The following is a 20,398-nucleotide window of genomic DNA, read 5'->3' as shown; positions in this document are numbered from 1 at the left end:
ACACAGGTACAGCCTGAGTCGTTTTCAAGAGGTTGTTGCAAGCGTCCTGCCTACCAACATAGCGCTCACGGGCAGTGCGTCTTTCGTGGCCCGCATGGAGTAAAGTACAGATGCCATCCTTCGCCTCCGCGCTGGAAACCACGTTGCACAAGGCCCTCGAGGCTGCGTCTTCGCGCCGGCACGAATATGCTACGCTCGAGCACCTGCTGCTCGCGCTGATTGATGACGATCATGCGTCGAAAGTGATGCAGTCGTGCGGTGTCGACACCGCCGAGCTGACCGCGACGGTCAAACATTATCTGGATACCGAGCTCGAGGCGTTGAAGGTCGACGCCGCGACCGACCCCTCGCCCACCTCGGGCTTCCAGCGCGTCGTCCAGCGCGCGATTCTCCACGTCCAGTCCTCGGGCCGCGACGAAGTGACCGGCGCGAACGTGCTCGTCGCCTTGTTCAGCGAGCGCGAGAGCTATGCCGTCTATTTCCTGCAACAGCAGGACATGAGCCGGCTCGATGCGGTGAGCTTTATCAGCCACGGCGTCGGCAAGGGCGGTTCCGCGCCCGAAGCCTCTACCCCCAAGGGTGCCGAGGAAGAGAAGCCGCAGAAGCCCGGCGAGAAGGGCAAGGAAAGCGCGCTCAAGCAGTTCTGCGTCGATCTCAACGAGAAGGCCAAGAAGGGCAAGGTCGATCCGCTGATCGGTCGCGGCCCCGAGGTCGATCGTACCGTCCAGATCCTGTGCCGCCGCTCGAAGAACAACCCGCTCTATGTGGGTGATCCCGGCGTCGGCAAGACCGCGATCGCCGAGGGTCTCGCGCGCAAGATCGTCGAGGGCGACGTGCCGGAAGTGCTGCTTCCTGCCGTCATCTACTCGCTCGACATGGGCGCGTTGCTCGCGGGCACGCGCTATCGCGGCGACTTCGAGGAGCGTTTGAAGGCGGTCGTGACCGAGCTCGAGAAGATGCCCGATGCGATCCTGTTCATCGACGAGATCCACACCGTGATCGGTGCCGGTGCGACCAGCGGCGGCGCGATGGATGCGTCCAACCTGCTCAAGCCGGCGCTGTCGGGCGGCACGATCCGCTGCATCGGCTCGACCACCTACAAGGAGTTCCGCAACCACTTCGAGAAGGACCGCGCCTTGCTGCGGCGCTTCCAGAAGATCGACGTCAACGAGCCGACGATCGAGGATACCGTCAAGATCCTGGCAGGTCTCCGCTCGGCGTTCGAGGAGCACCACAACGTCAAATACACCCCCGACGCGATCAAGTCGGCGGTGGAATTGTCGGCGCGCTACATCAACGACCGCAAGCTGCCGGACAAGGCGATCGACGTGATCGACGAAGTCGGGGCGATGCAGATGCTGGTGCCGCTCGCCAAGCGCAAGAAGACGATCACCAGCCGCGAGATCGAGCAGGTCATCGCGACGATGGCGCGCATCCCGCCGAAGTCGGTTTCGACCGACGACACCAAGGCTTTGGAATCGCTCGAGACCGATCTCAAGCGCGTGGTGTTCGGTCAGAATGCCGCGATCGAGAAGCTCGCCTCGGCGATCAAGCTCAGCCGTGCCGGCCTGCGCGATCCCGAGAAGCCGATCGGCAACTACCTGTTCACCGGCCCCACCGGCGTCGGCAAGACTGAGGTCGCCAAGCAGCTCGCGACGATCATGGGGATTCCGCTCCAGCGGTTCGACATGTCCGAATATATGGAACGCCACTCGGTCTCGCGGCTGATCGGTGCCCCTCCGGGCTATGTCGGGTTCGACCAGGGCGGCCTGCTCACCGACGCGATCGACCAGCAGCCGCACTCGGTGCTGTTGCTCGACGAGATCGAGAAGGCGCATCCCGACCTGTTCAACATCTTGCTGCAAGTGATGGATAACGGGCGACTGACTGACCAGCACGGCAAGACGGTCGACTTCCGCAACGTCATCCTGATCATGACGACCAATGCGGGTGCGAGCGACATGGCGCGCGAGACGTTGGGCTTCGGCAACCTCACCCGCGAGGGCGAGGACGAGCAGGCAGTCCAGAAGATGTTCACGCCCGAGTTCCGCAACCGTCTCGATGCGATCGTGCCGTTCGGCTATCTGCCGACCGAGGTTGTGGCACGCGTGGTGGACAAGTTCATCCTCCAGCTCGAGTTGCAGCTGGCCGACCGCAACGTCCACATCAACCTCGACGACGAGGCGAAGACGTGGCTCACCACCAAGGGCTATGACAAGCTGTACGGTGCCCGCCCGATGGGCCGTTTGATCCAGGAAAAGATCAAGCAGCCGCTCGCCGAGGAACTGCTGTTCGGCAAGCTGGTTCACGGCGGCGAGGTGACGGTGAAGATGAAGGACAACGCGCTGTCGTTCGAAATCACCTCGGCCCCACCGAAGAAGCCACGCCGCAAGGCCGCGGGCAAGGTCGACACGACCGCCAAATAGGCGACACCGTCGAAAGAACGAAAGCGCGGGTCCGGTCATGCCGGGCCCGCGCTTTCGCGTGGACGATCAGCGCGTCGGAACCGGGCCGGCGGACGCCAGAACCGTCGATCGCCGCCCGCGCGCGGCTTCCGCCGCCGCGAGAATTTGCGGCTCGGCATCCTGCCGCGCCTTTACCCGACATTCGCGCTGGTGTTGCACCATCTTCAGATCGGCAAAACCACCGCTGTCGCAGACATTGCTGATCGCAGTCGAAACCCTGCGCGCAAGCGTACGCTGGCCCGCGGCGGACGAGAGGTCGAGATCGGCCACGGCAACACGCGCCGTCCGAACGTCCCGATCCTGCGCATGACCGGAAACCGAAGACAAGCAGACAATAGCGGCAATGATCGGCGAGCACGTCGCCACATAGGTGCGTGACATGAGTAGTCTCCTGCAGACTATTGGAAATATCATAATGAATGTTTGTTTTTATAGCTTGTATGTCGGCGCGTTTGATTGAAGGCCTATTTTCGTCACGGCCCATTGTTATTGCCGACGGGCGGTCGACTAGCAGCAAACGGTGACAGACATGTGTCGTTTCGCCCCAGAATCGTTCCCGATGACTCTGCCCCTTGAAATCGGGCACAAAATTCGATCTTTACTTCCCCTTTCCCATCACTGGCCTAGGGAGCGGCCATGCGTGTCGCGCTTCTGTCCTGCTGTGCCCTGATTCTGGCGGTGATCGGCTCGATCCTGCTGGCGGCGGCCCCGGCGGCGGCGCAGGCCGGGGTGACGGGCCAGCCGATCCAGACCTGCGTCCTGCGCGACCAGCCGGGCGTCACGCCAGCCGCGATGCTCGCTGGCCGGGTCCATTTCGATTGTCCCCAGGATCAGCGGGTGCTGGGCCGCGGCACATATTGGGTGCTGTCGCTCCCGCTGCGCTGGTCGGGTCCGGTCGCGGTCCGCAGTGCCAGTCTCTGGCAGGGCCTGGTCACGCTCCACGCGCTCTATGCCGACGGACACGTGGTCTCGGTCAACATCGACCAACGCGGCGCGTCGCGGCGCATGCAGCTTGGCGCAATCCTGGAAGTGCCGTTGCCCCCGCACGACGCGCCACTGGTGCGGCTGCTCTGGCATGTCGACCAGGCGGCCAATCTGCGCGGGATCGTCCGCGACGCGACACTTGCGCGTCCCCGCGAAAGCATTGCCTCCAACCTGTTGATGGGCGGAATGTACGCCGCGTTCGCCGGCCTGTGCATCGCGCTCCTGTGCTATAACTTCGCCTTGTGGGTCGCGCTGCGGCATCCGTTCCAGCTCGCCTATTGCGCGATGGTTCTCGGCCTGCTCGCCTATGCCGTCTCATCCTCGGGGTGGCTTGCCTGGCTCGTCCCGGATATCGCCAATAACGACCGGATCCGGATCAACTATCTGCTGCTGGGCCTGTCGACGATCGCCGCCTTCGCGTTCGCGCGCACCTTCTTCGAAGCGCGGGTGTTCGCCGGGGGAATCGGACGCCTGGTCATGCTGACCTGTGCCATCACCGCCGCGGCATCGCTGGCTTTCTGCCTGTTCGCGCCGCTCGACATCTGGCTGTTCGATCGGATCTACTCGCTCGCCTTCGCAGCGCAGATGGCGATGGTCATCCCCTTGCTGTGGCGCGCCTGGGTGCGGCGCAGCAATTACCTCTGGGTGTTCACGATCGCCTGGGGCTCGCCGATCATCATGGCGGCGTTTCGCATCGCCAGCTCGCTCGGGATGATCGGCTGGAACTTCTGGCTCGACAATTCGACGATCCTGACGATGACGATCGAGGCGCTGCTGTCGAGCATTGCGATCGCCTATCGCATGCGCCTGCTGAGCATCGAACGCGACGAAGCGCGCGAACGCGAGATTGCGGCACGGCTGCTGGCGGATATCGATCCGCTGACAGGGCTGCTCAACCGCCGCGCCTTCCTCCACCAGGCGATCGGCCGCGAGGGCGCGCAGATCCTGATGATCGCGGACCTGGACCATTTCAAGCAAGTGAACGAGACCATCGGCCATGACGGCGGCGACGAAGTGCTGCGTGTCTTCGCGCGGACGCTGCGGCAATCGGTGCCGGCCGAGGCGCTGGTCGCGCGGATCGGCGGCGAGGAATTCGCAATCGTCATCGGCGCGGAGACGGCCGTCGATCCCGACGACATCCTCGCGCGCCTCCGCGCCGGACGCATGCCATATGACGTCACGGTGACGGCCAGCATCGGCATGTGTGTCGGATCGCTGCAGCGCGAGACCGACTGGAAGGCGCTCTACGCCTGCTCGGATCGCGCGCTGTTCGACGCAAAGTCGGCCGGTCGCGACCGGGCCCGGTCGCGTGCGCTCGATCCCAACTGTGCCGCCCCCGCAACGACTCCGCTTGTCGCTATCCGGAATTAACGGTATATCGGCGGGACAAGGAGACCAGCGGTGCGCGATCGTCGAGTGATGCTGGGGTTTTGCGCGCTGCTCGCAATATCGGCCTTGGCGCACCATCCGACCGCCGACATCCGCGTCCTCACGCATCAGGCTGCCGACCCGATGCCCCATCAGGTCAAGGCTGCTCTTGACCTGGGGGTGCTGGGCATCTCCATCCTCTACACCTGGACCGCCCACCCGGTCAGCTGAGCGACGCGCCGCGCGCGGTGCGCAAGGCGGCAGCGTGCGCATGGCCTTGCGGGTCGGAAGCGGCTTGCTTACACCTGTGTCAATGAACAGACCCGAAGCGCTCTGGCGCGAATCGTATCTTCATCCCACGGCTTGGGAGAGCGCCTTTCCGTCGATGTCGATGGCGGATTTCCTCGACGCGGCCGTCGCCCGCGCGGGGAATGCGCCGCTGATCGATTTCCTCGGCCGCCATTACAGTTTCTCCGAAACGCTCGACGGCGCGAATCGCGTCGCCGCCGGGCTGAAGGCGCTGGGGTACGGGCCCGGCGACCGGATCGGGTTGTTCCTGCCCAACGTGCCGCATTACGTCGCTGCCTATTACGGCATCCTCAAGCTCGGCGCGACGGTGGTCAATTTCTCGCCGCTCTATACCGCGGCCGAGCTGGCGCATCAGGTCGAGGATTCGGGTACGCGCCTGTTGTTCACCCTGTCCGCCAGCCAGTTGCTGCCGACGGCCCTGGCCGTGCTCGAACGGAGCGGGCTGGAGCGACTGGTGGTCGGTTCGATCGCCGGCGCATTGCCGCCCGCCAAATCGCTCCTGTACCGCATGTTCAAGGGCAGCGAGGTGACCAGGCGTCCCGCCGACGCGCGCATCATCGCCTTCTCGCAATTGATCGCCAATGACGGGAAGCATCCGCGGGCGACGATCGATCCCGAAAGCGACGTCGCGCTGATCCAATATACCGGCGGCACCACCGGCACCCCCAAGGGCGCGATGCTGACGCACCAGAACCTCTCCGCCAATGCGCGGCAGGTGATGGCGATCGATCCGCACCCGGAGGCGCCCGACCGGATCCTCGGCGTGCTGCCGATGTTCCACGTCTTCGCCAACACCTGCGTGCTCAACCGCACCGTGCTCAACGGCGGCTGCATCGTGATGCTCCCGCGGTTCGAGGCGGGCGCGGTGCTCGCCGCGATCACGCGGACCAAGGCGACCGCCCTCCCCGGCGTGCCGACCATGTACCAGGCGCTGCTCGACCATCCCAAGATCGGCACGACCGATTTCGCGTCGCTGCGGATCTGCATCTCGGGCGGCGCACCACTCGCGCCCGAACTGAAGGCCAAGTTCGAGGCCACCACGGGCGCGACGGTGGTCGAGGGCTATGGCCTGTCCGAAAGCTCGGGCGTGCTGTCCGCCAACCCGTATGAAGCCGCCGGCAAGACTGGGACGATCGGCCAGCCGATCCCCGCGACGTCCCTCCGCCTCGTCGACAAGGGCGATCCCGCGCTGGAGGCGCCGGAAGGCGAACCGGGCGAGATCGTCGCGCGCGGGCCGCAGATCATGAAGGGCTATTGGAACCGGCCCGATGCCGATGAGGAGGTCTTCCTCACCACCGCCGAGGGCAAATGGTTGCGCACGGGCGACGTGGGGACGATCGACGCGGACGGCTTCGTCAAGATCGTCGACCGGCTCAAGGACATGATTTCCGTCTCGGGGTTCAAGGTGTTCCCGAGCCAGATCGAGGCGGTGCTGTACCATCACCCCGCGATCAAGGAAGCGCTCGTCGTGGGTCTGCCCGATCCGTATCGGGGCGAGCATCCCCGCGCCTATGTCACGCTCAACGAGGATGCGGACGTCACGGGCGAGGCTTTGCGCGACTGGCTCAATCCGCAGGTCGGGCGACACGAGCGCGTCGACGACGTGGTGGTGCGGCTGACCATGCCCAAGACGATGATCGGCAAGCTCAGCCGCAAGGATCTGATCACCGAGGTGATGGCGGAACAGGGATAAGACGGACGCTTCTGGCGGGGACCTGCCCGTGCCCCTGCAGAGGCAGACGCCAGGACCGAGCAAAACAACACTTCTGCTTCGAGCAACGCCTGGACTCCCGCTTTCGCGGGAGAACAGATCGGCTTTCGCCAAGGTTATGCCCTCCCCAGAACGTGCCTCGTGGAGTGACGTTTCGGGAAATTTGGACTAAACTCTCCTCACCATTCTCCGGGGGGAGCACCGCATGTCTGATCTGATCCTGCATGAATATGCCGCGTCCGGCAATTGCTACAAGATTCGCCTGACCGCGGCGCATGTCGGCATCCCGCTCGAACGCCGCGAATATGACATTGTCGCGGGCGATACGCGGACCCCTGCCTTCCTCGAGCGGATCAATGCCAACGGACGGATCCCGGTGCTCCAGGTCGGCGACGACTTCCTGCCCGAAAGCGCGGCCGCCTGCCTCTACCTTGCGGACGGGACACCACTGATCCCGCACGACCGGTTCGATCGCGCCGACATGCTCCACTGGATGTTCTGGGAGCAATATAGCCAAGAGCCCAATATCGCGACGCTCCGCTTCTGGATGACGACGATCGGCGAAGCGGGACTGGACGACCTGCAGCGCGCCCAACTGCCCGGGAAGCGCGCGGCGGGCGCGGCGGCTCTGGCGCTGATGGACGCGCATCTCGCGCGGACCCCGTTCTTCGTGGCGGGACGCTTCACGCTCGCCGATATCGCGCTTTTTGCCTATACCCATGTCGCCGCCGACGGGGGGTTCCGGCTGGAGTCCTATCCGGCAGTATCGGACTGGCTCGCACGCGTTGCGGGACAGCCGCGGCACATTGCCATGTGACAATTGCATGAAGGCCGACACCTGCGATTGTAACAATAGCTTGTCATAGACCGAGGTCATCCAGAGGCTTTTCCGGGACGCCAAACGATGGACGCAGTTACGAAGATCGCCCTCGATGGTCTGGCCGGGCACGGAACGATCGCCGACTTCGCCGATTTCGCCAATTCGCACCCCGCGATTCCCGAACGCCCGATCGACGAGCGCCGCAAGTATCGCACGATCTGGATCTCCGACATTCATCTCGGCACGCGGGGCTGCAACGCCGAGATGCTGATCGACTTCCTCGACCACGTCGACAGCGAGCGGATGTATCTGGTCGGCGACATCATCGACGGGTGGCGCCTCAAAAAGAAATTCTACTGGCCCGCCGCGCACAACGACGTGGTGTGGCGCCTGCTCAAGCGCGCCAAGCGCGGGACCGAGGTGATCTATATCCCCGGCAACCACGACGAGGTGATGCGCCAGTTCACCGGTCTCGACTTCGGCGGCGTGGCGATCCGGCGCAAGGCGATCCACGAAACCGCCGATGGCCGCCGCCTGCTGGTCCTCCACGGCGACGAGTTCGACGCGATCACGCTCGCACACCGCTGGCTGGCGCATGTCGGGGACGTCGCCTACAACGTGCTGATGGCGCTCAACCGCTGGGTCAATGCGTATCGACGCTACTTCAACATGCCCTATTGGTCACTCTCCAAGCATGCGAAGGCGAAAGTGAAAAACGCGGTCGAGTTCATTTCGAATTATGAGGAAGTGATCGCGCAGGCGGCGGGGTCGCGCGGGGTCGATGGGGTCGTCTGCGGTCACATCCACACCGCCGAATTTCGCGATATCAACGGAATCGCTTATTATAACGATGGCGACTGGGTGGAAGGCTGCACCGCCTTGGTCGAACATTTCGACGGCCGCATGGAATTGCTGCATTGGGCGGACGAGATTGCTGCACGGGAGAAGGCCCGCCCCACTGCGAAGATCGCGCAGCTGGCGGCCTGACGCCCGTGCGGATCGCCATCGTCACCGACGCCTGGAGCCCGCAGGTGAACGGCGTGGTCCGCACCCTGCAGGCGGTCCGCGCCGAGCTCGTCAAGCAGGGGCACGAAGTCCTGATCGTCTCGCCCGACCTGTTCTATTCGATGCCTTGCCCGACCTATCCCGAGATCCGCCTTGCCTTCGCGCGCACCGCCGCGGTCGGCAGGATGCTTGCCGAGTTCGCGCCCAATGCGATCCATCTCGCGACCGAGGGGCCCGTCTGCCTCGCCGCGCGGCGTTGGTGCCTGTCGCGCGGGTTTCCGTTCACCACCGCCTATCACACGCAGTTTCCCGATTACGTCTCGGCGCGCACGGGGGTGAATCCCGAATGGGTGTGGCGCTACATCCGCTGGTTCCACTGGCCCGCGCAATCGATCCTCGCGTCCACCCCGTCGATCGCCGCGACGCTCAAGGCGCATGACCTGACGCGCGTGCGGCACTGGGGCCGCGGGGTCGATCTTTCGACCTTCGGCAGCGACATCGTGCCCGATCCCGCGATCCGCGCGCTGGCCGAAGGCGGCCGGGGTCCGGTCCAGCTGTATGTCGGGCGCGTCGCGGTCGAGAAGAACATCGAGGCGTTCCTCACCGCCGCGCATCCGGGCGTGAAGGTGATCGTCGGCGACGGGCCGGCGCGCGGGAGCCTGGCCGCGAAATATCCGGACGCGCATTTCCTCGGCCCGCGCTTCGGGCACGACCTTGCCGCCGCTTATGCTGCCGCCGACGTGTTCGTCTTCCCGAGCAAGACCGACACCTTCGGGCTGGTGATGATCGAGGCGATGGCGTGCGGCGTGCCGATCGCCGCCTATCCGGTGACCGGGCCGATCGACGTGCTCAAGCCCGCGGTCGGTGCAATGGACGGCGACCTCGACGTCGCGATCGCCAGGGCGCTGACCCTGAGCCGGGCCGATTGCGCTGCCTACGGCCAGAGCTTCACCTGGGCGGCGAGCGCGCGGCAGTTCCTCGGCGCGCTGGTCCCGGTCAACCACCCCGAGGCGATCGCGGCTTGAGGCGAAACCCGCGATGGCGTAAATTCTCCCGGCGCTGATACCAGCGGGAAGGAAGACACGTGAACGTATCGATTGGCCCGCGTTGGGAATCGTTCATCGAATCGATCGTCGCGGAAGGGCGCTACGCCTCGCCCGACGCGGTCATGCGCGAGGGGCTTCGGTTGGTCGAGGAGCGGGAGCAGAACGTGAAGGCCTTGCGCGAGACGATCCAGGCTTCGATTGCTCGGGGCGGCTCGTATTCGGACGACGAGATCGGTGACTCGGTGGACGAAGCGTTGGAGGCATGGGAAGCACGGCGGCGCGCTTGATGTGCGACGGCTGATTTATCTGTTGGAGGCGCAGGCCGCCCTGCGAGATATCGCCGTTTACATCGCTCAGGAAACAGGTGACCGCGCCCTGGCGCGACGGTTCATCGACAATATTCGGGATCGATGCCGCAAACTCGCGGCATTGCCGGGACATTTGGGAAGTGCGCGCCCGGAACTCCATGAAGATGTCCGCAGCGTCGTACACCGCGGTTATATCATTTTCTTCCGGTACGAAGCGAACACGTTGCAGATCGTGACAGTTCTCAAAGCTGAACGCCATATCGAAAGCTACTTCACAAACACTCCCCCGCCGCATTGATTCGTACCCCGCAACCGCGCTTGCCACTCCCGCGCAACCGGCGTACATGCAACGTCAGCACAAGTGGCCGCTCCGAAAGGGGCGGCCCTTTCCGTTTCTGAAGGAGTTCGCCGCATGGCCCAGCCGCTCATGCCCCATGCCACCGCATCGTGGCTCGTCGACAATACCGCGCTCAGTTTCGAGCAGATCGCGGATTTCTGCGGTCTCCACATTCTCGAAATCCAGGCAATTGCGGACGATACCGCCGCGACCAAGCTGACCGGCCGCGACCCGATCCGCGCGCACGAACTGACCCAGGCCGAGATCGACAAGGGCCAGGCCAATGCCGATTACCGGCTGCAGATCCTTAAAGGGCCCGAGCAGGTCCGCCGTACGAAGGGCCCGCGCTACACGCCGGTGTCGAAGCGGTCGGACAAGCCCGACGGTATTTCGTGGATCATCCGCAACCATCCGGAGATCACCGACGGTGCGATCAGCGCGCTGATCGGCACGACCCGCACGACGATCGCGGCGATCCGCGACCGCAGCCACTGGAACATCGCCAACATCACCCCGAAGGATCCGGTCACGCTCGGCCTGACGACGCAGCGCGAGCTCGACGCCGCCGTCGGCAAAGCCGCCAAGGCCGCCGGGATCGAGGCGCCGGTCGACACGCGGCTGGAGGGGGATCGCGAAGCGCTCATCTCCGAACTCCGCGCCAACCGCGACCAGCTCGCGCGCGATACGGAGGCCGCCGAGCACGGCGAAGTCCCGACCCGCGCCGAGCCGACCGCCGAGACGCTGTTCAAGCGCTGAACCAGGACTGACGCCCTCCCCTCCCTCCCAAGGGAGGGGCCGGGGGTGGGTTGGTATGGGGCGGGTGCCGCGTTCGACAACGAACCGACCCACCCCCAGCCCCTCCCTTCCAGGGAGGGGAGCAAGACATGACAGACCGACCCCGTTTCGCCTTCACCATCGCCGCGACCGACGGCAAGGCGCGCACCGGCGAAATCGCGATGCGCCGCGGCACGATCCGCACCCCCGCCTTCATGCCAGTCGGCACCGCCGCGACCGTCAAGGCGGTCAAGCCCGCCGACGTCCGTGCGGCGGGCGCGGACATCATCCTCGGCAACACCTATCACCTGATGCTCCGCCCCGGCGCGGAACGCGTCGCGCGGCTCGGGGGCTTGCACGACTTCATGGGCTGGGACCGCCCGATCCTCACCGACAGCGGCGGCTATCAGGTGATGAGCCTCAGCGACCTCACCAAGCGCGACGAGAATGGCGTGACCTTCAAGTCGCACCTCGACGGCACGCGCCACACATTGAGCCCCGAACGCTCGATCGAGATCCAGCGCCTGCTCGGGTCGGACATCGTCATGGCGTTCGACGAGCTCGTCCCCACCACCTCGACCCCCGAAGTCCAGGCCGCCGCGATGGCGCGCTCGATGCGCTGGGCGAAGCGGTCGCGCGATGCGTTCGATGGCGGCGGCGCCCATGCCGAGGGTGCCGCGATCTTCGGCATTCAGCAAGGCGCGCTCGACCAGACGCTCCGCGCCGACAGCGCGGGCGCGCTGATCGACATCGGGTTCGACGGCTATGCGGTCGGCGGGCTCGCGGTCGGCGAAGGACAGGAAGCGATGTTCGGCTGCCTCGATTTCGCGCCCGACCAGTTGCCCGCCGACAAGCCGCGCTACCTGATGGGCGTCGGTAAGCCCGACGACATCGTCGGCGCGGTCGAGCGCGGGATCGACATGTTCGATTGCGTGATGCCGACGCGCTCCGGGCGCACCGGCCAGGCCTTTACGCGGCAGGGCCCGATCAACCTGCGCAACGCCAAGTTCGCCGAGGATCAGGGGCCGCTCGACCCCGTCTGCGGTTGCCCGGTGTGCGGGACGTGGTCGCGAGCGTACATCCATCATCTCGTCCGCTCGCAGGAGATCCTCGGCGCGATGCTGATGACGGAACATAATCTGTGGTTCTATCAGGGGTTGATGGCGGACCTTCGCGCGGCGATAGCGGAGCAGCGTCTTAAACATTTCGCCGATGCGTTCCGACAGGCGTACAAGGCGGGGAACGCGCAGACGTAAAGTCGAGAGGGAATCATGGCTGAAATCAACGAAATCGAAGCAGCAGCCCGCGACCACAAACGAGTCCGCGACGCCGCCGAGGCCGCCAAAGGCGCGGCCCGCGACAATTGGCCGCTCGTGCCGATCGCGATCGGCGTGGGAGTCGGCTCAGCCGCGCTGGCGGCGGTGCTGATGTACACCAACCGGGATCGCAGCAAGCCCTGATACGAGCGGTGGCGTAACGATCGCTTTTCAGTACACCGCTTCCCCGGCGAAGGCCGGGGCCCAGTAGTGAGACACGAGGTGTCAGGCGCTGTGCCCGTTACAAAAACCTCCGCTACTGGGCCCCGGCCTTCGCCGGGGAAGGGGTAGTACGGAGAAGGCGCTTAAGGCGCGGCCGTATCGCTGGATACCCTCCGTACGACTGATGCGCGCCATCCCCAGACAACAACGCGCATTGCCCCTTCCTTATCTTGCTTCCCCGGCGAAGGCCGGGGCCCAGTAGTGAGACATGAGGTGTCAGGCGCTGTGCCCGTTACAAAAACCTCCGCTACTGGGCCCCGGCCTTCGCCGGGGAAGGGGTCGTACGGAGAAGGCGCTAAAGGCGCAGCCGTATCGCTGGATACCCTCCCTACGATCGATGCACGCCATCTCCAGGCAACAACGCCCATTGCCGCTTCCTTATCTTGCTTCCCCGGCGAAGGCCGGGGCCCAGGAGTGAGAAATGAGGTGTCAGGCGCTGTGCCCGTTACAAAAACCTCCGCTACTGGGCCCCGGCCTTCGCCGGGGAAGCGGGAGACGGAGACGCGACGCGCGCCCGCGCGATTGACACACGGCACCCCCCGGCAACACAGTGGCGCATCGATCTGCTCGCCGGAGTTTCCCCGTATGCGTCTGTCCCGTGCCGCCCTCCTGCTGGGCGCCGCCCTGCTGCCCGCGACGCTCGCGCAGGCGCAACCAACCGCCCCCGCCCCCGCGGTCAAGCCGATCGCCTTTACCGAACGCACGCTCGCCAACGGCCTGCGCGTCTATGCGATCCGCGACACCAGCACGCCCAACGTGTCGGTCCAGATGTGGTATGATGTCGGCTCGAAGGACGATCCCGCCGGCCGCTCGGGCTTCGCGCACATGTTCGAACATCTGATGTTCAAGGCGACGCGCAACCTCGTGTCCGAACAGATGGACCGGCTGACCGAGGACGTCGGCGGCAACAACAACGCGTCCACCAACGACGACTACACCGAATATCACGAGACGATCCCCGCCAACCATCTCCGCCGCCTGCTTTTCGCCGAAGCCGACCGCATGGCGAGCCTGGTCGTTGAGCCCAAGAGCTTCGCCTCCGAACGCGACGTGGTGAAGGAGGAACTCCGCCAGAACACCAACGCGCGCCCGTACGGCAAGCTGTTCTCGCTGTATTTCCCGGCGATCAGCTACACGCGCCACCCCTACGCGCGCGGGACGATCGGCAGCATCGACAATCTCGACAGCGCGCAGATCGACGACGTGCGCGCGTTCCATGCGACCTTCTACCGGCCCGACAATGCGGTGCTGGTCGTCTCAGGCAATTTCGACCCAGCGCAACTCAACCAGTGGGTCGACCAGTATTTCGCGAAGATCAAACGCCCAGCCCGCCCGATCCCGCGTGTCACCACGACCGAGCCACCGCGCACCCAAGCCATCAGCCGCACCGTCTATGAAGCCAACACCCCGCTTCCCGCGGTCCTGATCAGCTACCCGATCCCCGCCGATCGCGACTTCGACAGCGCCCCGCTCGCGGTGCTCAACACGATCCTGTCGCAGGGCGAGAGCTCGCGGCTGTACCAGAGCCTGGTCTATCGCGACCAGCTCGCCCAGTCGGCGCAGACCTACCTCGACGTCAAGCAGGGCCCGGGCAACCTGGCCGTCATCGCGATCATGGCGAGCGGCAAGGACGTCGCGACCGGCGAGGCGGCACTCCACCGCGAGATCGCACGGATGCGCGACACCGTGGCCAGCCCGGCCGAGCTCGCCAAGGCGAAGAACCAGATCGTCACCGCCGAACTGCTCGGCCGCGAGACTGCCGAGGGCAAGGGCCGCACGATCGCGCAGGCGACGATCATCGACGGCGACCCGCACGCCGCCGACCGGCAGCTCGCCGAGATCGGCCGAGTCACCGCCGCCGACGTGCAGCGGGTCGCGCGCAAGTATCTGCAGGACGATCGTTCCGCGACGATCCGCTATCTCCCCGCCGAAAGTGCCAACGGCAGCAAGGGCGACACGATCGCGGTTGCGCCGAGCGTGGTCGCGCAACAGCTCGTCACCCCGCCCGACGTCGAGATCGTCACGCCGGCCAGCGCCGCCGAGCGGATCGCGCCGCCCGCCGCCGGTCCGACCATCGCCGCTGCCACCCCCAGGCCGGTCGAATTCGCGCTGTCGAACGGGATGCGCATCGTCGTCGTCGAGAAGCACGACCTGCCGCTGCTGACCGCGCTGCTCGTCGGGCGCGGGGGCGGCGCGAACGATCCCGCGCGGTTGCCCGGCGTCAACAGCCTCGCCGCCGACCTGCTGACCAAGGGCACCGCGACGCGCAGCGCGACCGACATCGCGCAGCAGATCGAGACGCTCGGCGGCGCGATTTCGAGCGATGCGAGCTGGGACGGCTCGACCATCGACATCACGGTCAAGGCGGACCAGGCCGCGCCCGCGCTCGATATCCTCGCCGACGTCGCGCGCAATCCGGCGTTCAAGCCCGATGAGATCGAACGCGCGCGCACGCAGGCGATCGACGGCGTGCAGGTCGCGATCAAGAACCCGAGCCAGCTCGCCGGGCTCGTCGCGTCGCGCACCGTGCTCGGCGACACCGCGTACGGGCATCCGCTGGAGGGGACGCCCGCGTCGCTCAAGGCGATTTCGGCAGGCGATCTGCGTGGCGCCTATACCGCGACCTGGGCGCCCGCGCAGACGACGCTGGTGATGGTCGGCGACGTCACCGTCGCGAAGGCGCGGCAACTCGCCGAGACCGCCTTCGCCAACTGGCGCGCAACCGCGACCGCCCCGGCGGCGGCGCCTGCGCCGGCCTATCCCAAGCCGCGCGTGGTGGTGGTAGACCTGCCGGGCGCCGGGCAAGCCGGGGTCGTCGTCGGGCGGCCGGGGCTGGCGCGCAACGACCCGCGTTTCTATCCGACTGCGGTCGCGAACACGATCCTCGGCGGCGGCTTCTCGTCGCGGCTGAACCAGGAAATCCGCATCAAGCGCGGGCTCGCCTATGGTGCGGGCAGTTCGTTGCAGGCCGGCCGGCAGCCCGGCCTGATCGCGGGGCGGACCTCGACCAAGAACCCGTCGGCACCCGAGACGGTGTCGATCATCCTCGCCGAGATGAAGCGGCTCGGCGCGGAAGCGGTGACGCCCGCCGAGCTCGAGACGCGCAAGGCGGTGCTGGTCGGCAATTTCGGCCGCGCGACCGAGACGACCGGCGGGATCGCCGGGACGGTCGGCGGCTATGTCGTGCAGGGCGTGCCGCTGAGCGAGCTCGGTGCCTATGTGTCGAAGGTCGCGGCGGTCGACCCGGCGGCGGTGCAGGCGGCGGCGGGCGCGCTGCTCGATCCGGCGGCGGCGAGCATCGTCGTGGTGGGCGACGCGAAGGACTTCCTCGCTCCGCTGCGCAAGGCCTATCCGCAGGTCGAGGTGATCCCGGCGGGGTCGCTCAAGCTGGAGACCGCGGCACTGCGCTGAGGTCCGGCACTCGCGCTGCCACCCCGGGCTGGGCCCGGGGGGCACCGGGGGGCGGATCCGGCGGTGGTATGGCGATCGGAGCTCCGGCCACCCGTGCTCCTGCGCAGGCAGGAGCCCAGGAGTCGCGAACGCATCGGCCGGTGCTCTACGGAACCCTGGGTTCCTGCCTGCGCAGGAACGCGGCGGGGCATGTGGCTCCCGCTGCGAAGCAATCCACCCGCCGCGCGCCCCGGGCAGAACAGCCGAACGTCAGCAACCTGGTAACCCAGTTGCGCTACCCGGGTTTCGATGCATTTCGCCTCCCCCCTGCGCCACGCCCGGCCGCGCACGCTCGCGGCCACCGCCTTGCTCCTCGCGCTCCTTCTGTGCGGGTATCCCGCCGTCCGCGCGATCGTCGACCAGGCGCGCAAGGCGGCGTTCTCCGACCCGGCGCCGAGCGGCTTCGACCGCGAGGATCATTTCCCCGGCGCCGCCTATTTTTACGCCGAGGACGGCGCGACACCCGCGAACACGGGCGCGACTGCGCTCCCCCTGCTCGCCCGTCTGCTCGGTCGGGACGCATCGGTCCACCCCGCCGCCCCGTTCTCCACCGCGCACGCCAGCGCGAGCGATCGCGGCCGTGCGGTGCAATGCCTCACCGCCGCGGTCTATTACGAAGCGGGTGGTGAGCCGGTCGCGGGGCAGCGTGCGGTCGCGCAGGTGATCCTCAACCGTGTCCGCCATCCCGCCTTTCCCGCGACCGTCTGCGGCGTCGTCTATCAGGGTTCGGCCGAGGCGCATTGCCAGTTCAGTTTCGCGTGCAACGGCGCGATGGCGCGCGGGATGCCCGACCAGGCGGCCTGGGCGCGCGCGGTGGGCGTGGCGGCGGCGGCGCTCGACGGGTTCGTTTCCCGCGATGTCGGTCTGGCGACGCATTATCATACGTTCGCGGTCACGCCCGAGTGGAACCGCAGCCTGGTGATGACGGCCGTGATCGGGCGGCACTTCTTCCATCGCTGGCAGGGCTATTGGGGAACGCCCGCCGCATTCCACCAGTCGTATCGGGGTGGCGAACCCGTGCCCGGACCGATGCATGCGTCGCTGCCGGTCGTTCCGGTTGCTCCGCCGCAACCGACCGCCGCCCCGACGGTCGTGGTCCACCGCGCGACCGCCGTGACGACGCCGGAGCCGACGCCCGCCCTGCCCGACGCATCCGCAGTCCTGGATAGATGGAAAGATTCGGGCAAACCCCTGCAATAGCCGTTACCCCCGGCACCGGCCGGGGTCGTACGGCAACAGGCGCCCGCCGGACCGACCCGGCGGTCCCGTGCTACGCCGGGAGAGACGGGCAGGCGCTTACTGCCCCGCCTTCAGATACCGGTCGAACCACGCCAGGGACCGCTTGCGCACATCGGCGGCATTGGCCGGTGCGCGGATGCCATGGCCTTCCTCGGGATAGATCACCAGCGACGTCGGCACGCCCTGGTCCTTCAATCCGTGCCAATATTCGATCGACTGGGTCGGCGGCACCTCGATGTCCCGCTCGCCGACGTAGATGAACGTCGGCGTCTTCGCGCGGCCGATGAAATTGACCGCCGAGACGTCCTCATACGCCTTGCGGTCCTGGTACAGCGTCTTGCCGAAGAACGGTAGCATCCACTGGTCGATCCCGTTGGTGCCATAATAGCTGACCCAGTTGGACAGCCCCGCCCCCGCGACGATCGCCTTGAAGCGGTTGGTCTGGGTGTTCGCCCACATCGCCATGAACCCGCCATAGCTCCCCCCGGTCAGGCCGAGCCGCGCGTCGTCGACCGGCGCGACCTTTTCCACCGCGTCGATCCCGGTGAGGATGTCGCGCAGATCACCCCCGCCGAAATCGCGCTTGTTGGCGGCGGTGAACGCCTCGCCCTGGCCGTAGCTGCCGCGCGGATTGGGCAGGAACACGTAATAGCCCGCGGATAGCAGATCGCCATACCCGCCACCGAAGCCGGGCGTGTTCGCGGCGGACGGGCCGCCGTGGACGATCGTGATCATCGGTGCCTTCTTCGCCGGGTCCGCCCCGAGCGGCGCGAGCAGCCAGCCCTGCGCGGTGAAGCCCTCGTTCTTCCAGCTGATCGAGCGCGCGGTCATCGTCGCGGGGACCGCATCGTTATCGTGCGTGATCTGCACCGGCGCCGCCACCGGCCCGGCAAAGATCGCGGGTGCATGCGTAAAATCCTGCGCGACCGTCGCGACGGTCAACCCATTCGTGCTCCACGCGGCCTTGGCGTCCCCCGCGCTGAGGCTGGCGGGGCGCGACCAGCCGAAGCCGTCGCCCTGGCCGCTCGATGCGGTGAACAACCCGGCCTGGTCACCGCGGAGCGCCGTCCCGCGGATCATCCGGTCGGTCCAAACCAGCGACGTGACCGTCAGGCGCGCACGCGGGGTGATGTTCTGCGGCGTGCCGCCCGCGAACGGCACGGTCCAGACATCCCCGCCGACCGAGCCGAAATCGCTCATCAAGCCGCCGATATAGGCGACCGTCTTGCCGTCCGGCGACACGCGCGGGAAATTGAGCTGCGTCGTCGGCTTGGCGATCGTGCGCACCGCACCCGTCGTCGCATCGACCGCATCCAGCGTCGCGACCCACCAATTGTTGTCGCCATTGCCGGGCGCCGAGGTCACCACGAACCCCGCCCCGTCCGGCGTCCAGTCATATTCGTAGATATAGCGATCCGCCGGCGACACCGGCTTGACCGCGTCCGCCGCCACCGGCGCGCCCGCGAGGTCGAACACCGCGAGCCGCTGCTCGTCGCTCTTCTCGCCGATTTCGCCGATCTGGCGGACGCCCGCCTGCGCCGCGCCAGCCTCCTTGGCGGCCCCGATCGTCACCAGCAGCGCGATCCGCTTGCCGTCGGGAGCGAAGCGCGGAGTCTGCGCGATGCCCTTGATCGTCGCGACGGTGCGCGGCTTGCCGGCGTCGTCGACCGCGAGCGTCACCGTCCCCGCGCTCCGGTCGCGCGCGAGCCATGCGAGCGTGCCATCGGGCGCAAAGGTCAGCCCCGACAGCGCGCAGGCGCCGCGACACGGATCGAAGCTGCGCAGCACCTTGCCGCCGCGCACGCTGCGGATCGTGATCATCGGCTTTGCCGCCGGCCCGGTGCTGTCGACCGTCGCGACCCGGTCACCCTGCGCCGAAATCGCCAGGCTGCCATAGCCATGGATCGTCGGCGGTGCGGCGAGTGCGGGCATGGCGGTGGTGGCAAGCAACAAGGCGAAGATCGGGCGCATCGGGCAACTCCAGGCGTGATGGAGTTGGATAGCACACTGAAGTCGCGACGCAATCCGTCACCCCGGCGCGGGCCGGGGTGACGCGGCGGGTTACTTGTCCGTGCCGCGCGCCTTCCCCCAGGATCGCGCCGCCGTATAGCCGAGATACCCCGTCCCGAAGAGCGCGTAGAGCGGCTCGGGAATGCCGGCGAGATAGGCGTTCATCCCGGCCGCGATATCCTTGGCCATCTGCGGCTGCACCGCCGCGATCAGCCCCATCGGGATCGCCCACAGCAACAAGGCGTACATGACGTACAGGAAGCTCGGCCGCGCGCGGCTGGTCCAGGGATCGCTCGATTGCGCTTCGGCGAGGATTGCCGCCATCTGCGTCTTGACCTGATCGAGGTCCTGGCTGCCCTGCAACGCGAGCAGCTTGAGCTTGGCGTCGTCGCGCGCTTTCGGATCGGGAATGATCTTGTCGATGATCGCCGCGATCGGGCCGATGATACCGTCCAGCATAGCCATCTCCTTCTCCGTGTCGTTAACCGATGCGGTTTGCCAACCATCCGTATAGAAACGCCTCGTCGGCCGGACGCCGCTCCGCCAGCGTGACGTAGCGTTCGCCGCGCAACGCCTCGATCGCCTTTGCCAGGACCGTTTCGCCCGCCGGTCCGCGATGGGCGAGATACCCGGCGAGCGCGGCGAGCGTCGCCGGGCCGATCCGTCCGTCGACCGCGCTGTCGGGATAGTCCCGCGCGCCGCGATTGAGCGCGTTGAGCGCGCGCTGGAGGAAGCCGATCGCGACCGCCAACCCCATGTTCACGCCGGTATCGAACAGGATCGCAGCCACGTCCGGCGCGCGCTCCGCGACCGCGTCGAGACGGGGGGCGGACCAATAGACCGTGCGGTAGATCGCCTGCGCGGTGGCCAGTGGCAGGTCGCGCATCGCGCCCCGATACCCCTGCGCCCGTGCCACGGCCGCGGTGATGCCGAAGCGCGTCTCCCCGCCTGCATCCGCGGGATCGTCCGAATAGCCGCCTTCGCGTTCGATCACGTCCTCGATCAGTTTCTCGATCATCAGCGCACCCTCCCGT

At 66.7% G+C, this 20,398-nt stretch carries 18 protein-coding genes; 14 read left to right on the top strand and 4 right to left on the bottom strand.

The window, feature by feature from the left end; genetic code table 11:
- The first annotated feature begins 110 nt into the window (after positions 1-110).
- The gene (gene clpA / locus L8G49_RS06640) at positions 111-2,426 is read left to right on the top strand and encodes an ATP-dependent Clp protease ATP-binding subunit ClpA (protein ID WP_242139504.1); all 2,316 of its coding nucleotides are present in this window, start codon (positions 111-113) and stop codon (positions 2,424-2,426) included.
- Between the two features lie 66 nt (positions 2,427-2,492).
- Here clpA and L8G49_RS06635 read toward each other — a convergent pair whose 3' ends face one another.
- Positions 2,493-2,846, bottom strand: coding sequence for a UrcA family protein (locus tag L8G49_RS06635; RefSeq protein WP_242183417.1), 354 nt, complete (start codon positions 2,844-2,846; stop codon positions 2,493-2,495).
- A 255-nt stretch (positions 2,847-3,101) separates the two neighbouring features.
- Here L8G49_RS06635 and L8G49_RS06630 point away from each other — a divergent pair, with 255 nt between their 5' ends.
- The 13 genes from L8G49_RS06630 to L8G49_RS06570 all read left to right on the top strand — a co-directional run bounded on the left by L8G49_RS06630 (position 3,102) and on the right by L8G49_RS06570 (position 17,315).
- Positions 3,102-4,820: a diguanylate cyclase gene (locus L8G49_RS06630; protein WP_242183416.1), complete on the top strand. Its 1,719-nt coding sequence runs from the start codon at positions 3,102-3,104 to the stop codon at positions 4,818-4,820.
- 30 nt (positions 4,821-4,850) lie between these two features.
- The gene (locus L8G49_RS06625) at positions 4,851-5,048 is read left to right on the top strand and encodes a hypothetical protein (RefSeq protein WP_242183415.1); all 198 of its coding nucleotides are present in this window, start codon (positions 4,851-4,853) and stop codon (positions 5,046-5,048) included.
- Positions 5,049-5,130: 82 nt separating this feature from the next.
- On the top strand, positions 5,131-6,819 hold the full coding sequence (locus L8G49_RS06620; RefSeq protein ID WP_242183414.1) for an AMP-binding protein: 1,689 nt from the start codon (positions 5,131-5,133) through the stop codon (positions 6,817-6,819).
- 223 nt (positions 6,820-7,042) lie between these two features.
- Positions 7,043-7,654, top strand: a complete 612-nt coding sequence (locus L8G49_RS06615) for a glutathione S-transferase family protein (protein WP_242183413.1) — start codon at positions 7,043-7,045, stop codon at positions 7,652-7,654.
- A gap of 87 nt (positions 7,655-7,741) precedes the next feature.
- Entirely contained in the window at positions 7,742-8,644 is a 903-nt protein-coding gene (locus tag L8G49_RS06610; protein ID WP_242139498.1) for a UDP-2,3-diacylglucosamine diphosphatase, read from the top strand.
- A gap of 5 nt (positions 8,645-8,649) precedes the next feature.
- The gene (locus tag L8G49_RS06605) at positions 8,650-9,687 is read left to right on the top strand and encodes a glycosyltransferase family 1 protein (protein ID WP_242183412.1); all 1,038 of its coding nucleotides are present in this window, start codon (positions 8,650-8,652) and stop codon (positions 9,685-9,687) included.
- 59 nt (positions 9,688-9,746) lie between these two features.
- On the top strand, positions 9,747-9,995 hold the full coding sequence (locus tag L8G49_RS06600; RefSeq protein WP_242183411.1) for a type II toxin-antitoxin system ParD family antitoxin: 249 nt from the start codon (positions 9,747-9,749) through the stop codon (positions 9,993-9,995).
- 1 nt (position 9,996) lies between these two features.
- Entirely contained in the window at positions 9,997-10,314 is a 318-nt protein-coding gene (locus L8G49_RS06595; protein ID WP_242183410.1) for a type II toxin-antitoxin system RelE/ParE family toxin, read from the top strand.
- A gap of 114 nt (positions 10,315-10,428) precedes the next feature.
- On the top strand, positions 10,429-11,109 hold the full coding sequence (locus L8G49_RS06590) for a DUF1013 domain-containing protein (protein WP_242139494.1): 681 nt from the start codon (positions 10,429-10,431) through the stop codon (positions 11,107-11,109).
- A gap of 128 nt (positions 11,110-11,237) precedes the next feature.
- Complete coding sequence (gene tgt / locus L8G49_RS06585; RefSeq protein WP_242183409.1) at positions 11,238-12,383, top strand: tRNA guanosine(34) transglycosylase Tgt; 1,146 nt, start codon at positions 11,238-11,240, stop codon at positions 12,381-12,383.
- 15 nt (positions 12,384-12,398) lie between these two features.
- Complete coding sequence (locus tag L8G49_RS06580; protein ID WP_242139492.1) at positions 12,399-12,587, top strand: hypothetical protein; 189 nt, start codon at positions 12,399-12,401, stop codon at positions 12,585-12,587.
- A gap of 663 nt (positions 12,588-13,250) precedes the next feature.
- Complete coding sequence (locus tag L8G49_RS06575) at positions 13,251-16,076, top strand: pitrilysin family protein (RefSeq protein WP_242183408.1); 2,826 nt, start codon at positions 13,251-13,253, stop codon at positions 16,074-16,076.
- 288 nt (positions 16,077-16,364) lie between these two features.
- Positions 16,365-17,315, top strand: coding sequence for a cell wall hydrolase (locus L8G49_RS06570; RefSeq protein ID WP_242183407.1), 951 nt, complete (start codon positions 16,365-16,367; stop codon positions 17,313-17,315).
- A 96-nt stretch (positions 17,316-17,411) separates the two neighbouring features.
- Here the strand turns inward: L8G49_RS06570 and L8G49_RS06565 are convergent, their stop codons facing one another.
- The 3 genes from L8G49_RS06565 to L8G49_RS06555 form a co-directional block, all read right to left on the bottom strand.
- A complete protein-coding gene (locus L8G49_RS06565) occupies positions 17,412-19,325 on the bottom strand; it encodes a S9 family peptidase (RefSeq protein WP_242183406.1) in 1,914 nt (637 codons plus the stop codon).
- A gap of 90 nt (positions 19,326-19,415) precedes the next feature.
- Positions 19,416-19,829 (bottom strand): holin family protein, encoded by a 414-nt coding sequence (locus L8G49_RS06560; RefSeq protein ID WP_242139488.1) that lies wholly within the window; start codon positions 19,827-19,829, stop codon positions 19,416-19,418.
- 16 nt (positions 19,830-19,845) lie between these two features.
- Positions 19,846-20,385: an N-acetylmuramidase gene (locus L8G49_RS06555; RefSeq protein WP_242183761.1), complete on the bottom strand. Its 540-nt coding sequence runs from the start codon at positions 20,383-20,385 to the stop codon at positions 19,846-19,848.
- Positions 20,386-20,398 lie beyond the last annotated feature (13 nt).

The sequence above is a fragment of the Sphingomonas sp. CARO-RG-8B-R24-01 genome (assembly GCF_022662295.1).
In the GTDB taxonomy this organism is placed as follows: domain Bacteria; phylum Pseudomonadota; class Alphaproteobacteria; order Sphingomonadales; family Sphingomonadaceae; genus Sphingomonas.
Note: the sequence above shows the minus strand (reverse complement) of the source record. Positions and strands in the feature narration are given on the sequence as shown.

Bases quoted from the DNA above. Each gene is read 5' to 3' on its own strand.
- clpA (WP_242139504.1), top strand. From the start codon at position 111: ATGCCATCCTTCGCCTCCGCGCTGGAAACCACGTTGCACAAGGCCCTC.
- L8G49_RS06635 (WP_242183417.1), bottom strand. From the start codon at position 2,846: ATGTCACGCACCTATGTGGCGACGTGCTCGCCGATCATTGCCGCTATT.
- L8G49_RS06630 (WP_242183416.1), top strand. From the start codon at position 3,102: ATGCGTGTCGCGCTTCTGTCCTGCTGTGCCCTGATTCTGGCGGTGATC.
- L8G49_RS06620 (WP_242183414.1), top strand. From the start codon at position 5,131: ATGAACAGACCCGAAGCGCTCTGGCGCGAATCGTATCTTCATCCCACG.
- L8G49_RS06615 (WP_242183413.1), top strand. From the start codon at position 7,043: ATGTCTGATCTGATCCTGCATGAATATGCCGCGTCCGGCAATTGCTAC.
- L8G49_RS06610 (WP_242139498.1), top strand. From the start codon at position 7,742: ATGGACGCAGTTACGAAGATCGCCCTCGATGGTCTGGCCGGGCACGGA.
- L8G49_RS06590 (WP_242139494.1), top strand. From the start codon at position 10,429: ATGGCCCAGCCGCTCATGCCCCATGCCACCGCATCGTGGCTCGTCGAC.
- tgt (WP_242183409.1), top strand. From the start codon at position 11,238: ATGACAGACCGACCCCGTTTCGCCTTCACCATCGCCGCGACCGACGGC.
- L8G49_RS06580 (WP_242139492.1), top strand. From the start codon at position 12,399: ATGGCTGAAATCAACGAAATCGAAGCAGCAGCCCGCGACCACAAACGA.
- L8G49_RS06575 (WP_242183408.1), top strand. From the start codon at position 13,251: ATGCGTCTGTCCCGTGCCGCCCTCCTGCTGGGCGCCGCCCTGCTGCCC.
- L8G49_RS06570 (WP_242183407.1), top strand. From the start codon at position 16,365: ATGCATTTCGCCTCCCCCCTGCGCCACGCCCGGCCGCGCACGCTCGCG.
- L8G49_RS06565 (WP_242183406.1), bottom strand. From the start codon at position 19,325: ATGCGCCCGATCTTCGCCTTGTTGCTTGCCACCACCGCCATGCCCGCA.
- L8G49_RS06560 (WP_242139488.1), bottom strand. From the start codon at position 19,829: ATGGCTATGCTGGACGGTATCATCGGCCCGATCGCGGCGATCATCGAC.